This is a genomic window from Lysinibacillus sp. NPDC093688 (genome assembly GCF_050280145.1).
Classification (GTDB): domain Bacteria; phylum Bacillota; class Bacilli; order Bacillales_A; family Planococcaceae; genus Lysinibacillus; species Lysinibacillus xylanilyticus_B.
In genome coordinates, this window is record NZ_JBNNUX010000007.1 from 100,645 (window position 1) to 115,905 (window position 15,261).

The window sequence follows — 15,261 nt, forward strand, 5'->3', positions numbered from 1 at the left end:
TAATTGATTTTAATTCTCAATTAGAAAATTTAATCAAATTGATTCTTTAAACGCCAAATTACTTCTAAAAGATTGACAAATAAATTAATGAAATCTAAGTATAGATTTAAAGCCATACCAACGACTTCAGCATCTGAAACGTGATTATGTCGGATTTGGTTGAAGTCATAGACCGTATAGAGACTAAAAAGTAGTACAGTAATTCCAGCAATAATCAGTCCAACTATGTTGTTAACAGGGATAAACATAAAGATTAGTGAAAATACAATTATGACGATTAATACGGTGAATAAATAGCTTCCCCAATTGGAAATGTCTTTATTCATCATCATACCAATCAGTGCTAGCACAATGAAAATAGCTACTGTTGCTACGAAGACAAGTAAAACAAGCTGTTGCCCTAGCTCCGCAATGTAAAATTGTGTTGTCCAGAATAATAAAATTCCCATTAAAAAGGGGATTGCATACATAATGGAATTAGCAAGCTTAAGACTACGCACAAAGCAGACGATGATAAGAAGTACAAGAGTAATAATAGATAACGGCATGACAACCGCTGGAGGTAATAATGTTGCTATGTACATTCCGACAACCGTCAGTACCCACATAAAAGCAAAGTGTTTTAAAATTTTGTTTAAGTTTTGATTTTTAGCATACGCCATATAGAAGAATCCTTTCTTTTGTAAAAAAACTTTTATAGTAACATACGAACCCATTTCGAAAAAGATTCCAACAAAAAAATTGTATCACCATATCGAGGGGGGTGGTTTCCGTTCGGGAATTACCTCGGTTTGGTGATACAAACACTAACCTGGTCTTCGCAAGGACCAAGTAATATTTTTAAGTATTATTTTGCATTCTTTCTTTGGTTTTTCACACCAACTAAATAACCACCAAGGGCAATTCCAATTAAGACAATCCAGAAAATAGCCTTCCATATAGTTGAGTGTGGAAATTCATGTGGAATAATACCTAGTTTTTCGTGTGCTAATGTTAGAACAGCTAGCTTTACACCAACCCAACCAACGATTAAGAAGGCAGCTGTTTCAAGTGATGGAAATTTATCGAGAACTTTCACGAACCAACGAGCAGCAAAACGCATCATGATGACACCGATAATACCACCTAAAAACATTACTGAGAATTGTCCCGCATTAATGCCACCAACATCAAAATTTCCGATATGAGGTAGTGTCACCGCAATGGCAACAGCTGCTAAAATTGAATCTACCGCAAAGGCAATATCGGCTAATTCTACTTTCATGACAGTCATCCAGAAGCCAGCTTGCTTTTTAGACTCATGAATTTCTTCGGGATTTTGCGCGGCTTTCCGGGAATCATAAATATGCTTACCAGACATAATTAATAAGTACGCAGCACCAAGAGCTTGAATTTGCCAGAAATTAACGAGCGTAGTAATAAGAAATAATGCAGCAAAGCGGAATACAAATGCTCCCACCAAACCATATAACAGTGCTTTCTGCTGTTGTGCCTTTGGTAAATGCTTAACCATAACGGCCATAACAACTGCATTATCGGCAGCTAATAAACCTTCTAGTACAATTAATACGACGAGTACCCATGCGTATTCAAGTAAGATTGCCTCCAAATTAATTTCCTCCTTTAATTAGAACAGAAATGAATAAACTTCTTTTAACGTAGTCTTTGCTTTTTTAGGCAAAATAAAAAGACCTCTGCCTAAAAAAAGGCAAAGGTCTTGCTAAGCAATTAACTGTTTGTTGAACAGAAAAATTTCTGTACGTCAATATATGCCTTCACACCCGATGGTAAATAACCATGTAATGACGAATGTGAAATCAGATGCTTCGTTCGCATCTGCTAGCTACTCCCCTTTGACATAATTGTCAAAAGCTATTCAATTCTTTACATGAATTATAGCATGCTCATCGATAATTGCAAATAAAAAATGTGAAGCTAATTAACTTCTTTCAGCATATATTTTTAGTACCGAAAGCAAAGCGACAGCAACACAGTTTTATCTGTGCGACAGCAACAGCAACATTCGACTGTGTGACCCATCACGTTGGCCCAATGCCAAGGCATAATTGATGCAATAAATTTAAATATCCTGACAAATTGTTTTGTACATTTGAGGGGATATTTTTAGATTATTCATTAATGGTCCCCGTAAATATTTTACGACCGGAATTTACTTGGTTAACGTCTATTTTTAATTTACTAATAGAACTAGATGTTAGTGGGATTTTCCCATCTTTCTCTAGTTTTTTCCACACTTTTACATTTTTCCGATATAGCTGTTCAGAAAGGCGATAAATATCAATATCTTGCGCTAATGCTTCTTCATACGTTGTTATGATTTCTTTCTTCACTTCTTTGATAATCTTTTTTCTGATTTCTTTTTCTGAAACATTCCTTTTGAAACCATTTAAAGTTGCATTTAATTTTACATCTACCTCAAAGGTTACTTGATTATTTTTAACAACTGGTTTGATCGCTACCTTTATTTTTTCTAATGTTGTCGTTAAATAATCTGTTTCGTTATCATCTAATTTAAAAGTTACTTCACCTCTATGCGTTCTATTATGCATCCATTGCATGCCTCTTGCTGTATCCTTCTTAAGGAAGCCTTTAAACCCATCCTTAGAAAGCACACCTACCCCCATAAAGGCAGTATCCTGACCTTGTTGCTCTGCCATTTCCCAGTTTTTATTGATGGTTACATAAGGGATGCCAATTTCATGATTTGGTTCATTTAAACCAATAACTAAATTTCGAAAATTAACCGGCTCGATAAATGTTTCTTGATCTGCTGTATTTAAGGGATTACCAAGCTTTGATGATGTTAGAGATTTATTCAAAATAGGCATTATTTGAAGGATGTCTTTTATAGGGTCTTGTGTACAATAGGTCCAAATTTGATACCTTGTTTCCCTATAGCGCAATACACTATCTAAAATGGAAAGGGCATTTTTATCTTGCATTGCTTCCTTGGAGAAAATAATGTAAGTCATATGCCCCCAAAACACTTTTTGGTCGATAGATCGAAATAATTTAAAAAGTGCTTCTTCCAACGTTTTTCCCTTAGCTTGGCCAACCTCTGCCTGTGCTGCTTGAGGGTTAGGGTTAGGGTTAGAACTTTCGGATGTTGCTACATTGGTGAAGTTAATTAATTGCAAGTAGATTTCATATTGACCCTCTTTATAATCAATACCAAGGCCATCAACATAATACATTCTTTGCGGTTCGGTTACATCCCAACAACCTGAAAGGAGTAGTGAAGTAGCTAAGCCCGATAGTAAAATTATCTTTTTCTTCATTGCTTCTTCTTGCTCATAGAAGTACGAGTGTTATCTTGGGGTGCAAGTGCTTTATTTCGCTCAGTGTAACCCTTTGGCGATAAACGGAATATCGATTTTTTTATAGTCATCCAATTTAAATCTGTTGCAAGATTCATGTAAGAATAACCATAGATCCGGATATTACACAAATAAAGAAGTGTGAAATATAATGAGATAAAAAATCCAAATAAACCAAAGAAAGCACTGGCAAGAATGAATGTAATACGTAATAAACTGATCGTTGTGACAAGCGATTGGTTCACAAGAGTAAATGATGCAATTGTAGAAATTGCAATAACCACAATCATTTCTGGGCTTGTCACACCTGCACGAATGGCCGCATCACCAATAATTAAACCGCCAACAACGCTTATTGTACCTCCAATAACAGAAGGCAGACGTAAGCCAGCTTCTCGAAACAATTCAAACATTAGTAGCATTATTAGCATTTCGAGAGAGGAGGGGAGAGGTAAACCTGTTTTTGCTTGGACGACGGTTGCTAAAAGCTGGAATGGCAATTGATTTTGGTGATAAGTCGTCAGCGAAAGCCAAAAAGCAGGCAACAGCAAACCAATTAAAATGCCAAGAATCCTCAAAACTCGTTCTATGGAACTGAAAATGATGGGGTATTCATTATCTTCAGCGGATTTTAATAATAAAAATAAATTGACAGGTGTGATAACGGCATAAGCTACACCATCGACAAAAATGAGAAAACGTCCTCTGATTAGCGCTTGAATAGCATAATCGGGTCGTCCAGTGTAATCGAATTTTGGGAAAAGTTTGGAGTTTTTATTAATACTCTCCATTAATACATCCCCGCTAAAGACAATATCTGTATCTACTGAAGCAAGTTGTTTTTTTATTCCGTGTAAAATATCCATATCGACAATATCGTCAAAATAAAGTATAGCCACGGTTGTTTTTGAACGTTTTCCTAACTCCACTTTTTCAACACAAAATGAATTTGTAGGTAAACGTTTACGTAATAGTGCAATGTTAACGCGAATATCTTCGATAAAGTTATCCCTTGGACCTTTAACAAGTACTTCCATCCTAGTTTCTTCAGGATTTCGATTAGGCTTTTTAGCGATATTACTAGCATATAGTAGTTCATCCTCTTCAAAATAAAGCAATAGAAAACCGGTATAGACAAATGTAATGGCTTCTTCTTTATCTTTGACTTTTTGAAGAGTCGGAACATGAAGCTGATTTGTAATATTTTCTTCAAAGGATGTTTCATCTAAATGATCATAAAGAAATTGAATACGCCGAATAATGACTTCATTGAGCATTTGCTGGTCGATCATTGCATCACAGGTAACGAAATGAACCTTTTTTTGATTAAATGTATATTCCTGAAATTGAATATCTGCGGATTTTTGAAATAGTTTTTTTAAGGTGTTTAGGTCTATAGCCTTCTCCTGCTGAGGCATTATGATTCACCACTTTCCATTTCTTGTTTTTCAGGTTTTCCTTTTTTAGAAGATTTCTTTGAAAAGAAAGCTACGAGTACGAAAAAAATTGACAAAAGAAAAAAGAAAATAAGAGTAACTGATAATATATAGTTCCCTTTTACCTTCAAAAATATGTTTTCATTTAAAATAATTAGCGGTAGACAAAGTAGAAAGAAGGGTGGAGCTATCATTTTCCATATTTGCTTCGGATCTCCAGTCATTTTTAATAGGTCCGCTATAACATATAAGAAGAAGCTAACTCTAATAAATGTTCCAGTAAGCCATTGATAAATAGAGAAAAAGTCAAGATGCTCAATATAGCGACCAATCGATACTAATCCCCATTCCTCGTAGGCAGGATATCTTTGCTTTGCGGCTTCAGTAGGCCCAAATTCTGCAATTGCGCCCATGAGTGGCCCTAAAGTAAGCCCCATTAAAATGATAAGCATGATGCCAAAATGATACCAACGAATACGGTCCTTAAATTGATGCTGTAAAAATAAAAGTGTTAATAATTCAATAAATCCTGATGCAGGGTAAATCACCCCTTTTATAACGGGTTGGAATCCATGCTCAAAAAATGGACGTAATAGCTCGTAATCTTTTACCTGTAAATTTGTAAATGCTACAAAAAAACCAAAGACTACTACACCGAATAATACAAAGACATTTAAAATAACAATGGTTTGTAAACTTGTTGTAACGAGGAAAATACAAAGAATTGTATAAATGAGTAATAATATAAAGGCTGGTGTTTGAGGTAAAAACGTTGAGTTTATCCATTGTAACGTTTCGACCATCGTAAAAGCAGCTAGAATGAGTAAATAAATGACGATAAGATAAATGACAATTGTAGAGCCGATTTTGCCGATTTTGCCCTCTAACCAGTCTCGAATAGGTTCCTGATTCGTCTTTTTTTGAATATAAACTAAAAGAAATAGCCAGAAGAATATAATAACGGAGGCCAATAATACAGATGCCCAACCATCTCTCCCTGCAACGTCTAGTATCGGGGGAATAATGGTTACGTGATTTTTTAAGCCAATAACAGTCATAGATAAGAAGACAACATGTAAAATACTAATTGATCCTACGCCTTTCATATGAAAACCCTCTAACGTTAATTGATACACTTTAGCTTAGACAAAAAGTGAGAGGATTATAAGCGTGACAAACTACTCTGAAAAGAAGAATTTAAATTCGTAATCCCACCACGATCATGAAAAGGTAATCACCGAAAAAAGCGAGGTATTGGACGATTGAAATGTCAAATACCTCGCTTTTGGGAATAATATTTTTTTCGCATTACAAAGAAGTGATTAAATAATCCGTGGGGGATAAAGAAAACCCCGACGGATTGTAGTTTTACATTATTAGTAAATGATTAATGAATATAATTAGAGCTTACAAGATTATTTTTTAAGACGTCTGTTGGGATTTCAAATTCCACAATACCCATATAACCAGGTGCTACTTCGTATTTATCGAAAGAGATCACAAGCTTCCCTTTATCAGAAATATAGAATTGTTGATCAGCTTTAACAGCTGTAAATTCATCTAAAACCTCTTCATCAGGAAGGCCTCCTCCTTTTAACCAGTATACCTTTTCTTGGTTAGATGCGGCAGCTTGTTCACGCATTTGTTCCTTAATGTTTTCACTGATAGGTTTAATATAACTATCGTCTTTAAATAGCATCGGTAGTGTAATTAAAATTTCATTTTGTTTATCAATTGTGTCGTATTGCATTACTGTAGAAGAAGATGCAACAGTATTGACAGTATATCGACCAATCGACAAGATTTGGTCATTATCAGTTTTCACCTCATAGCCACTATCTACGCCTAAATGACCGCCACCTTTAGCCTTGATATCACCAACTTCGGCAATAAAGTCATTATAAAGAGCTTTACCTTCTGAACGGTATTTTTCATTTAAAGTAGTAGCAAGATCTTTATTGTCTAGGTTTTCAATAGAAGGTACTTTTATGTCAGCATCATATGAGTCATCTGCTACTTTATATTCAGTCCATGTTAAGACTTTAACGACACTACCAACAACAGGAATGTCTGAAAGTGTTCGTGCCATTGCAGGACTGACATTTAAACCAGCTGTAAAAAGCATTGCAGCTGCCGCAGATCCTAGTAACCATTGTGGTGCTCGTTTTTTTCTTTTCTTTTTACCTTGTTTTAGTGCGTTTTCAACCACAAAATCAAGCTCCTTTGGAATAGATACCTCATTATATTGTTTTTCTAGTTCTTTTAATTTTTCATCCATGTGCTGTTTCTCCCTTCACATCTTCTAATTCTATTTTCAATAGTTTTAACGCTTTATAAAGACGTGATTTAGCGGTACTCAGCTTAATGTTAAGGATATTTGCAACATCAGCGAGCTTTAAGTCTTCAAAATAGTGTAAAATGACAACTTCACGATACATCATTGGTAATTCATCTAACGCGTGCTCTAAATCAACGTTTTCGTAAACATCCTCTTGTGCAGGAGTTAAATATTGCAATGTATCATCATCTGTCACCTGTAAACGTTTATGCTTACGTAAAAAATCTATAGATGTACGTACGACGATTTTATAAAACCAGCTTTTCATATACTCGACATTTTCTAGTCTATCGAGAGAAAGCATTGCTTTTTGAATACTGTCTTGTACAACATCAAGTGCGTCCTGTTCATTTTTCGTATAGCTATACGCGAGCAAATAAAAGCGCTCTTTCTGTTCGCGAATTAACTGGACAAATACCTCTTCATGTTGAAATGCATTTCTTGTTTTCATGTCCAAAGAAGCTCCTTTTTAACATTTTCAAATTGTATACAACTACTAGACGTATGAAAGGGGAAAAAAAGTTGATAGCAAAAAAACTTATCTCATTCTAATAACTTCAAAGATAAGTCATTAGTACTTAGTAATTAATCCCGCATAACTGCCAGTAAAAAATCGATTTGTGATAATCATTAGTGGGGATGAAGAAATCCTCCACTGGTAAAGTTGCACTTTGCTGTACATTATATTGCGGTGAAAAATCATAGCAAATTATAAACCTTTTACAATTGCTTAGAAAGGGGAAAGAGGAAATTGGTCACAATTACAAATTATATTTCCCGGGGGAGGAAGAGCATTTGAATAGCTAGAAGTGCAATCGAAGAAAATATCCTAGAATAGTATCGAAATAAGAAAGCAACTACGGACCTTTTTCTACATGAACCATCTCGTACATATAGTAGAGGGGAAATACAAGTAATTACTTCTTAAAATAAGATTTGAAGAAAAGGGATTTTTATTGAACAGGGGAGTTTAAATCACAATTAATTGGCACCATTCTTGAATATAGACCAGCACCATCTTGCATAAAAGGCATTTTTTTACGTAGTGATCAGTGATGAATTTAAAGAGTTTTCATCTGCTTTTTTTGGTAGGATATCTTTTATTCTCAATTATAATAACAGAAAGGAACATTAGGTATGAAAAAGTCTAAAGACACTAAAGATTTAAAGGATAGTTTTATACCATTGGGAATGATTTTTGGTAGTGCTCTCGGTGAGATTTTTGGCATGTATTTCAAACCAAACTTTCTAGTGTTTACAATTTGTTTAGGGGCTGGAATAGGCTATTTATTTGGAGTGATTGCTTATGGAATTTATAGTATGAAAGAATAATTATAGACTGAGAAGTATGAATAACGCAGAACTTTATTAGAAGCATGCTGTATTTTTAGCATGCTTCTAGTTGTTTGATATATTGATAGCTACGTATATAACATCTTCAATGGAGATTGCTGCAGCTAGTTTGATCTTCATCATAACGGCATTGAAAAATTGATAGATATACCGAATCAATCATGAAAAATAGTCATATGTATTTTTCAAAAGTAATAGAATTGTCACAACGATAAATAAATTACGTACATACCCGCTGCCACGTTTAATGGCAAATTTAGAACCAACAATTGCCCCGGCAATTTGTGCAAGTCCCATCGGTAAACCATAGGCATAATTTATTTGCCCTAAGTATATAAACATAAGAAGGGCTGCGATATTACTTCCGAAATTCAAAAATTTAGCATTACCTGCCGATTTTAAAAAGTCGAAGCCAACTATTAAAAAGGCAAACAGTAGAAATGAACCTGTCCCTGGCCCTAAAAAGCCATCATAGAAGCCAATTAAGGTAATAATCACCACAAAAAGTGCATAACGCTTAGGTGTCAATTTTTTATAGGTAGAAACGCTACCCCAGTCTTTCTTGAAAATAGTATAAATAGCCACAGCTGCAAGCATGACAAGCATAAGTGGTTTTAGAACACTAGGATCCATAAGATGGACAATCCATGCACCGATCATAGAGCCTATAAAAACAAAAGGGAACAATTTATAAACGGATTTAATATCCAATTTACCAGAGCGATAAAATGTTATAGTGCTCGTTAATGACCCCATAGTGCCAGCTAACTTATTGGTAGCCACAGCTGCAGATGGTGGAAGACCAACAAACATAAGAGCAGGTAATGAAATAAGCCCGCCTCCTCCTACAACAGAATCGATAAATGCAGCTAGAAAGCCAAAAAAAATAAGAATGAGTAAAATGTTTACATCTAAATCAAAAGGCACAGCAGGTCATCTCTTTTCTATAATAATAATTTGATAGTAGCGAAATGAAAAGTAACTGTAAATAGCTTTAATGATATTTTTCTGTTAATTTCGATGATTTTAGCTCTTTTGATATTTTTAAATTCTGCAAAAATCAAAAATATTCTACTTTATGTGTATATTTTAATGTATTATGTAGGTGATGATGTTTCTTGCGTAAAGGGGACGTGATGACATTTGAGTTTAGGAAATCATGTAAGAGTATTTGTTTGTGTTGTATGTATGGGGCTTCTTGTCGGATGTGTGTATAATGCCAAAAAAGATATAACTGATAATGAGTATATCGATACTGTAAAAGAAGGGTATTTGGGGAACTTTTCAGATGTATCTGTTCGTAATGCATTTAATTACGCATTTTTTGAACCGTATTGGCGATATTACCAGGCAAAAACAGGCGAGAATGTTGTCGAATTATCAGGTGATATTACATTTGAAGATGAAAAAGGACATGCCATTTTACAGTTCGTAGTGGATGAACAAACAAAGCAATTTTCTATTTATGCAATGAAATTTAATGATGTTGTATTGAGTCCCGAACAAAAACGGTTGCTTATTGGCATGGTTTATGACACATGGCATGAAAAGCGGCTTGCCTATGAGTAAGGTCTTTTGCTTTGTATAAAGAGCTTCCTATATTACAGTAGAGAGGAGTGCTTAGACAGAGAGGGTGTTATCAATGAGATTAAGCATTTTAGATCAAATGCCTATACCAAAAGATCATACTGTTGAGGAGGCCTTTCGGCGTACAGAACAAATAGCGCTCTTAGGTGAAGAGCTTGGCTATCATCGTATGTGGTTAGCAGAGCACCATAATAGCCATTCACTGGCAAGTTCAGCTCCAGAGATTACAGCTGCTTTCCTAGCAGCGAAAACATCACGTCTTCGTATCGGTACTGGAGGCGTGATGATGATGCACTATTCTCCATATAAGCTGGCAGAGGTATTTAAAACATTAAGTGGCTTAGCACCGAATCGTATTGATTTTGGCGTGGGTAGAGCCCCTGGAGGTGACCATGCCTCTATTTATGCACTAGCAGAGGGACGAAGACAACGTTTTACAGAGCAATACGATAAGCTCGAGATCATTTTAAAACTGATGAATAATCAAAAAACAGGGGTAGAAGTCTATGATCAAGTGATTGCGGCACCTGTAAATATCCAATTACCTGAAGCTTGGTTACTTGGGTCAAGTGGTCAAAGCGCTATGCAGGCAGGTCGATTAGGAGTAGGTTATTCATATGCACAGTTTTTCACTGGCAATATGTCAAAGGATATATTTGATACGTATAGGGATTACTTTATACCTTCCTATTATATGGAGAAGCCACAAATTATCGTTACTTATGCGGCGACAGTTGCAGATACGTTAGAGGAAGCGAAATATTTGGCAAAACCGATTGATATTACTCGTCTTCATCTCATGCAGGGACAAATCATTCAAGCGATGTCACCTGAGGAAGCAAAGGATTATCCACTTACGGAGTTGGATAAAATGACAATTGCTAATAATCGAAAAGCAAATCTTGTCGGAACACCGAAGGAAGTCGCTGAATTTTTAATAGCAGAGCAAGAGCAATATGGATTTGACGAAGTGATGCTAAACTGCAATCAATACGCACTTGAAAGTCGCTTGAATACTTTTAAGTTAATGGCAAAGGAATTAATAAGAACACCATAGCTTTAGTGAAAGAAGAATTACTTAAGTATTATATTGAATCTACTGATCAACAAGAGTATCTACGAATTTGCTAGTGAAAAAACTCTATGATTCATGTAAAACAGCAAATAATAAAGACACCATGTATATTGGTAATAAGAAGTTTTGTGGAAAATAACAAAAAAGAAGTCGTGTTCTACGTGAGCATGGCTTTTTTTATTTAAACTTTTTTGCTTCCGGATACTGTGTAATTGAGAGTGGGTCTTAAAAGGAATATATGATTTTATGAATAACAAAATACGTTTTTGATGTTTGAAGGAGGTTTAGTAGTACGCCCGTGCTATAATGATAGTAATTAAAAAAGAGGTGATACCTGTTGAATCAAAAAGCAATACGAAGAATCCCGTTAGATAAGTTTTTTGATTTGAAGGTTGATTTTGCCTTCAAGCAATTGTTCGGAAATGAAAAGAATAAGAAAATTACTATTGTCTTTTTGAATGCAGTTTTAAAGCTTACTGGACGAGATACTATTAAAGAAGTAACATTTATTCAGCATGAATTGGGCGGTGAATATCAGGACGATAAACAATCTCGGCTCGATATTCTTGTAAAAACACAAAATGGCGATTTTATCAATGTAGAAATTCAACTATCCAATCAGCATGATATGACAAAGAGAACGCTATATTATTGGTCAAAAATGTATGAGTCACAGCTAGTTAGAGGAATGGGGTACAGTGAGTTACGCCCAACCATTACGATCAATATATGTAACTTTACGATGTTTAAAGATAATAAAGCTTATCATAGTACTTATCATCTACATGAAGACACAACATTATCGAGGTTAATGCCTGAAGAAGATGTGCTGGAAATTCATTTTATTGAGATCAATAAGTTTATTGCTTTTTGGCATGAAGAAAAACTGGATGTTCTTGATAATATTTTAGTTCGATGGTTGTTATTGCTCGGTATGGTCGACGGTCGCAAAAAGAAAGTTTATGCAGAGATATATCGAGAATTGGAGGAGTTAGCGATGAAAGATGAAAACTTACGGGCAGCATTTGAAACATGGGAAGAAATCAGTCAATCCCCTGAAACAATTCTTGCTTATCAGTCTCGCTTAAAGTATATCCTAGATGAAGAAGCTCGCTACATTGATGGAATCAATAAGGGAAGAGAACAAGGACTAGAACAAGGACTAGAACAAGGACTAGAACAAGGACTAGAACAAGGATTAGAACAAGGGCGTAAACAAGAGCAAATAGAGTTAGTGAAAAAACTATTAAAACGTCATGAATCGATTGAAGAAATAATGGATTTATTAGGCTTATCGAGAGAAGAAATTGAAAGAATAAAAAGTCTAAATTTACATCAGGAATAAGAAGAAGCAACAGGTAATAGCTTAACAAAACATTTATTGTTAAGGCGAAAATATCATAAATCCTATAAAAAATGTCCAATGCAAATGTATGCATTGGACATTTTTCCTTTTACATTTTGGCGGAGCCACTAACAAACTGTGTATCTTTATAATACATATTTTTAACAAGAACGTTAGGACCTAAGCATTTTACTGCTGGACAGTGGCAGTTTAGTGATTTCGCTAAATCTGTTGCCATCCATTTATCAAAAATTGCTGGTAATTCGTCGTTTTCAATATTACCGAGTGCTGGTGTATCGCCAAAGTCTGTCACAATGACATCACCTGTAAAGATATTGACATTCAAGCGAGAGCGACCATCTGGATCATTACGCATCGTAACGTTCTTTTCTTCTCGTAGTCGTTTTAGGAGTTTTTGATCTTCTTCATTCATGCTACATGGATAGAAAGGTAGCGTACCAAAAAGCATCCAAGTATTTTTATCTCGAACATCAAGTAGATGATGAATCGCATCACGAGTTTCTTTAAGAGATAGAGACGTCATGGCACTTGCGAAATCTGAAGGGTACATCGGATGCACTTCATGGCGTGCACACTTCATTTCATTGATGATTTGGTTATGGATATGTTCTAAGTACGGTAAAGTTTTTTTGTTTAACATTGTTTCTGCTGAAACCATTACACCGTGTTCTGCAAGCATCTTTGAGTTATCAATCATGCGTTGGAACAAAGCCGCACGCTGTTCATATGTCGGTTTTCGCTCCATCATCGCAAAGCCTGTTTCGACGAATTCATCGATCGTACCCCAGTTATGTGAGATATGTAGTACATCTAAATACGGTGCAATCAGTAAATAACGTTCAGGCTCCAATGTTAGGTTGGAGTTGATTTGTGTTCGCACGCCTCGTTCATGCGCATATTTCAATAAAGGCAATACATAGTTTTGAACGGATTTCTTAGACATCATCGGTTCTCCACCAGTAATTGAGATTGTTTTAAGGTGTGGAATATCATCAAGACGCTTTATAATTAGCTCAATTGGCAGTGCATCTGGATCTTTAGTTTGTAATGTATAACCAACTGCGCAGTGTGCACAGCGCATATTACAAAGAGTTGTTGTTGTAAATTCAATATTAGATAGGGTCATATGCCCATGTTCTTCAACATCTAAATACGCTTCCCATGGATCAAAGGTATGCGTAATTTTTTGTAGAGTCGTCATAATTCGTACATCTTCCTTTCTAGCACTCTATTGTCTCATATTCGCTGTTATTTTCAAATATGAAATTATCGAAAGGGCTATTTTTAGGTAAGATGATCATTTTTATTACTCGATGAAGGAAATATTTTTCAAAGTTTCCTTTATGCGATTATTACTAAAATTCTGAAAAAAGTGCAGGCGGGTAAATTTACTGTTATTTTTCTAAAAAAACGTTATGATAGGAGGAATGATATGGTAATACAGCACCAAAGAAAGTAGGAAAAGACATGACTAAGTATGAAACACTATTGTTTGACGTGGATGACACATTATTAGATTTTGACTTGGCTGAAAATGCAGCACTTGACCGTTTATTTAAACAGGAAAATATTGCAGCAACTCCGACGATGATTGCGCGTTATAAAGAGATTAATGAATCTATGTGGCGTGCTTTTGAACGTGGTGAGGTGTCTAAAAATACATTACATAACACTCGATTTTCGATTGCGTTAAAAGAATTCGGCTTAGATGTAGATGGGGAGTACGTTGAAGCGGTCTTTCAAAAATATTTGAAGGAGGCACATCATTTTGTAGATGGTGCTTACGAAGTAATCGAACAGCTTGCCGATAACTATAATTTATATGTCGTTTCAAATGGTAAAACAATGACTCAAAATAAACGACTAGAGGATGCAAATTTAGCACAATTTTTTAAAGACATTTTTATCTCGGAGCAGACAGGCTATCAAAAACCAATGCCAGCTTTTTTCGATTATGTTTTTGATCGTATCGAACATATAAATAAGGATAAAACCTTGATTATTGGTGATTCCTTAACATCCGATGTTAAAGGCGGACTACAAGCCGGAATTGATACATGCTGGTTTAATATACGTGATATTGAAAATACAAGCGATATTCAACCACATTTTGAAATTAAAAAGCTTCATGATTTACACGTATTGCTAGATAATAAAGTAACAATTTGACAAGTAATGTTTGAACTACGCTTCAACTGTTCGTAAGCATGAACAGTTGGGGTGTAGTTTTTTTTCGATAGAACAATTCTTGAAAAACACTATACTTTTGAGAGTTACATCGAGTAGTAGTTCATACATTCAGCTAACAAATCAAAGACATTGATGCCAAAAAATCTTGGTATGACGGTGGTTATGTTGGTACTTCGTCATCTACATTTAATCCAAATGGAAAAATCACACGCAGCAGAAAATTTAAATGCTTGGTCGAACATTAGAGGCTATTAATTTTGTCCAGAGGAATATGTGATTTTACTTTATCAGGATAGCTACTATCTTCAGGGGGAAGCATTGCGTCATATTGACCCTAAACGACAATACAAATTTATTACCATTGGAGAGTTTGCTAAAATGCTAGTGGTGCCATTGGATGTTGCAGGTAGAATATAATAGTAGTCAGATAAGTTGAAGGCATGGTGTCTCTCGACTTTTTTTGTTGTTTTTTTCAGTGAATGAATTTGTCACTATTAGCATGAAATTTTTTAGTATTACGTATTATACAAGAGAGGTACCCCCATATAATCTATATAGATACCTAGATAAGTCATACA

14 protein-coding genes are annotated in these 15,261 nt (G+C 35.2%); 5 read left to right on the forward strand and 9 right to left on the reverse strand.

Annotated elements, in window-relative coordinates; genetic code table 11:
- Nucleotides 1–29: 29 nt before the first annotated feature.
- The 7 genes from ACQKN2_RS08295 to ACQKN2_RS08325 all read right to left on the reverse strand — a co-directional run bounded on the left by ACQKN2_RS08295 (nucleotide 30) and on the right by ACQKN2_RS08325 (nucleotide 7,563).
- Nucleotides 30–662, reverse strand: a complete 633-nt coding sequence (locus ACQKN2_RS08295; protein ID WP_427414546.1) for a Bax inhibitor-1/YccA family protein — start codon at nucleotides 660–662, stop codon at nucleotides 30–32.
- Between the two features lie 185 nt (nucleotides 663–847).
- Nucleotides 848–1,609 carry a TerC family protein gene (locus ACQKN2_RS08300; RefSeq protein WP_323646724.1) on the reverse strand — a complete coding sequence of 254 codons (762 nt, stop codon included), beginning with the start codon at nucleotides 1,607–1,609 and terminating at the stop codon, nucleotides 848–850.
- Between the two features lie 520 nt (nucleotides 1,610–2,129).
- A complete protein-coding gene (locus ACQKN2_RS08305) occupies nucleotides 2,130–3,299 on the reverse strand; it encodes a Ger(x)C family spore germination protein (RefSeq protein ID WP_427414547.1) in 1,170 nt (389 codons plus the stop codon).
- Entirely contained in the window at nucleotides 3,296–4,756 is a 1,461-nt protein-coding gene (locus ACQKN2_RS08310; protein WP_427414548.1) for a spore germination protein, read from the reverse strand. Before ACQKN2_RS08310 ends, ACQKN2_RS08305 begins: the two co-directional genes overlap by 4 nt.
- On the reverse strand, nucleotides 4,756–5,880 hold the full coding sequence (locus tag ACQKN2_RS08315; RefSeq protein ID WP_427414549.1) for an endospore germination permease: 1,125 nt from the start codon (nucleotides 5,878–5,880) through the stop codon (nucleotides 4,756–4,758). Before ACQKN2_RS08315 ends, ACQKN2_RS08310 begins: the two co-directional genes overlap by 1 nt.
- A gap of 281 nt (nucleotides 5,881–6,161) precedes the next feature.
- Nucleotides 6,162–7,052 carry a DUF3298 domain-containing protein gene (locus ACQKN2_RS08320; RefSeq protein WP_427414550.1) on the reverse strand — a complete coding sequence of 297 codons (891 nt, stop codon included), beginning with the start codon at nucleotides 7,050–7,052 and terminating at the stop codon, nucleotides 6,162–6,164.
- Complete coding sequence (locus tag ACQKN2_RS08325) at nucleotides 7,045–7,563, reverse strand: sigma-70 family RNA polymerase sigma factor (protein ID WP_427414551.1); 519 nt, start codon at nucleotides 7,561–7,563, stop codon at nucleotides 7,045–7,047. The genes ACQKN2_RS08320 and ACQKN2_RS08325 overlap by 8 nt, the downstream gene beginning before the upstream one ends.
- A 686-nt stretch (nucleotides 7,564–8,249) precedes the next feature.
- Here ACQKN2_RS08325 and ACQKN2_RS08330 point away from each other — a divergent pair.
- Nucleotides 8,250–8,444, forward strand: coding sequence for a hypothetical protein (locus ACQKN2_RS08330; RefSeq protein WP_427414552.1), 195 nt, complete (start codon nucleotides 8,250–8,252; stop codon nucleotides 8,442–8,444).
- 180 nt (nucleotides 8,445–8,624) lie between these two features.
- On the opposite strand, the gene ACQKN2_RS08335 is transcribed toward ACQKN2_RS08330, so the two are convergent.
- Nucleotides 8,625–9,392 (reverse strand): TSUP family transporter, encoded by a 768-nt coding sequence (locus ACQKN2_RS08335; protein WP_427414553.1) that lies wholly within the window; start codon nucleotides 9,390–9,392, stop codon nucleotides 8,625–8,627.
- A 216-nt stretch (nucleotides 9,393–9,608) separates the two neighbouring features.
- Between ACQKN2_RS08335 and ACQKN2_RS08340 the strand changes: the two genes are divergently transcribed.
- From ACQKN2_RS08340 to ACQKN2_RS08350, 3 genes are all read left to right on the forward strand, one after another.
- The gene (locus tag ACQKN2_RS08340; protein ID WP_427414554.1) at nucleotides 9,609–10,034 is read left to right on the forward strand and encodes a hypothetical protein; all 426 of its coding nucleotides are present in this window, start codon (nucleotides 9,609–9,611) and stop codon (nucleotides 10,032–10,034) included.
- Nucleotides 10,035–10,107: 73 nt separating this feature from the next.
- Nucleotides 10,108–11,109 (forward strand): LLM class flavin-dependent oxidoreductase, encoded by a 1,002-nt coding sequence (locus ACQKN2_RS08345; protein ID WP_427414555.1) that lies wholly within the window; start codon nucleotides 10,108–10,110, stop codon nucleotides 11,107–11,109.
- Nucleotides 11,110–11,464: 355 nt separating this feature from the next.
- Nucleotides 11,465–12,472: an Rpn family recombination-promoting nuclease/putative transposase gene (locus ACQKN2_RS08350; RefSeq protein WP_427414556.1), complete on the forward strand. Its 1,008-nt coding sequence runs from the start codon at nucleotides 11,465–11,467 to the stop codon at nucleotides 12,470–12,472.
- A gap of 109 nt (nucleotides 12,473–12,581) precedes the next feature.
- On the opposite strand, the gene yfkAB is transcribed toward ACQKN2_RS08350, so the two are convergent.
- Nucleotides 12,582–13,694, reverse strand: a complete 1,113-nt coding sequence (gene yfkAB / locus ACQKN2_RS08355) for a radical SAM/CxCxxxxC motif protein YfkAB (RefSeq protein ID WP_427414557.1) — start codon at nucleotides 13,692–13,694, stop codon at nucleotides 12,582–12,584.
- Nucleotides 13,695–13,960: 266 nt separating this feature from the next.
- On the opposite strand from yfkAB, the gene ACQKN2_RS08360 reads away from it, so the two are divergent.
- Nucleotides 13,961–14,662: a YjjG family noncanonical pyrimidine nucleotidase gene (locus ACQKN2_RS08360; RefSeq protein ID WP_427414558.1), complete on the forward strand. Its 702-nt coding sequence runs from the start codon at nucleotides 13,961–13,963 to the stop codon at nucleotides 14,660–14,662.
- Nucleotides 14,663–15,261 lie beyond the last annotated feature (599 nt).

What these genes read in the sequence shown, in the direction of transcription:
- ACQKN2_RS08295 (WP_427414546.1), bottom strand. Translation starts at nt 662, where the DNA reads ATGGCGTATGCTAAAAATCAAAACTTAAACAAAATTTTAAAACACTTT.
- ACQKN2_RS08305 (WP_427414547.1), bottom strand. Translation starts at nt 3,299, where the DNA reads ATGAAGAAAAAGATAATTTTACTATCGGGCTTAGCTACTTCACTACTC.
- ACQKN2_RS08310 (WP_427414548.1), bottom strand. Translation starts at nt 4,756, where the DNA reads ATGCCTCAGCAGGAGAAGGCTATAGACCTAAACACCTTAAAAAAACTA.
- ACQKN2_RS08315 (WP_427414549.1), bottom strand. Translation starts at nt 5,880, where the DNA reads ATGAAAGGCGTAGGATCAATTAGTATTTTACATGTTGTCTTCTTATCT.
- ACQKN2_RS08320 (WP_427414550.1), bottom strand. Translation starts at nt 7,052, where the DNA reads ATGGATGAAAAATTAAAAGAACTAGAAAAACAATATAATGAGGTATCT.
- ACQKN2_RS08325 (WP_427414551.1), bottom strand. Translation starts at nt 7,563, where the DNA reads ATGAAAACAAGAAATGCATTTCAACATGAAGAGGTATTTGTCCAGTTA.
- ACQKN2_RS08330 (WP_427414552.1), top strand. Translation starts at nt 8,250, where the DNA reads ATGAAAAAGTCTAAAGACACTAAAGATTTAAAGGATAGTTTTATACCA.
- ACQKN2_RS08345 (WP_427414555.1), top strand. Translation starts at nt 10,108, where the DNA reads ATGAGATTAAGCATTTTAGATCAAATGCCTATACCAAAAGATCATACT.
- yfkAB (WP_427414557.1), bottom strand. Translation starts at nt 13,694, where the DNA reads ATGACGACTCTACAAAAAATTACGCATACCTTTGATCCATGGGAAGCG.
- ACQKN2_RS08360 (WP_427414558.1), top strand. Translation starts at nt 13,961, where the DNA reads ATGACTAAGTATGAAACACTATTGTTTGACGTGGATGACACATTATTA.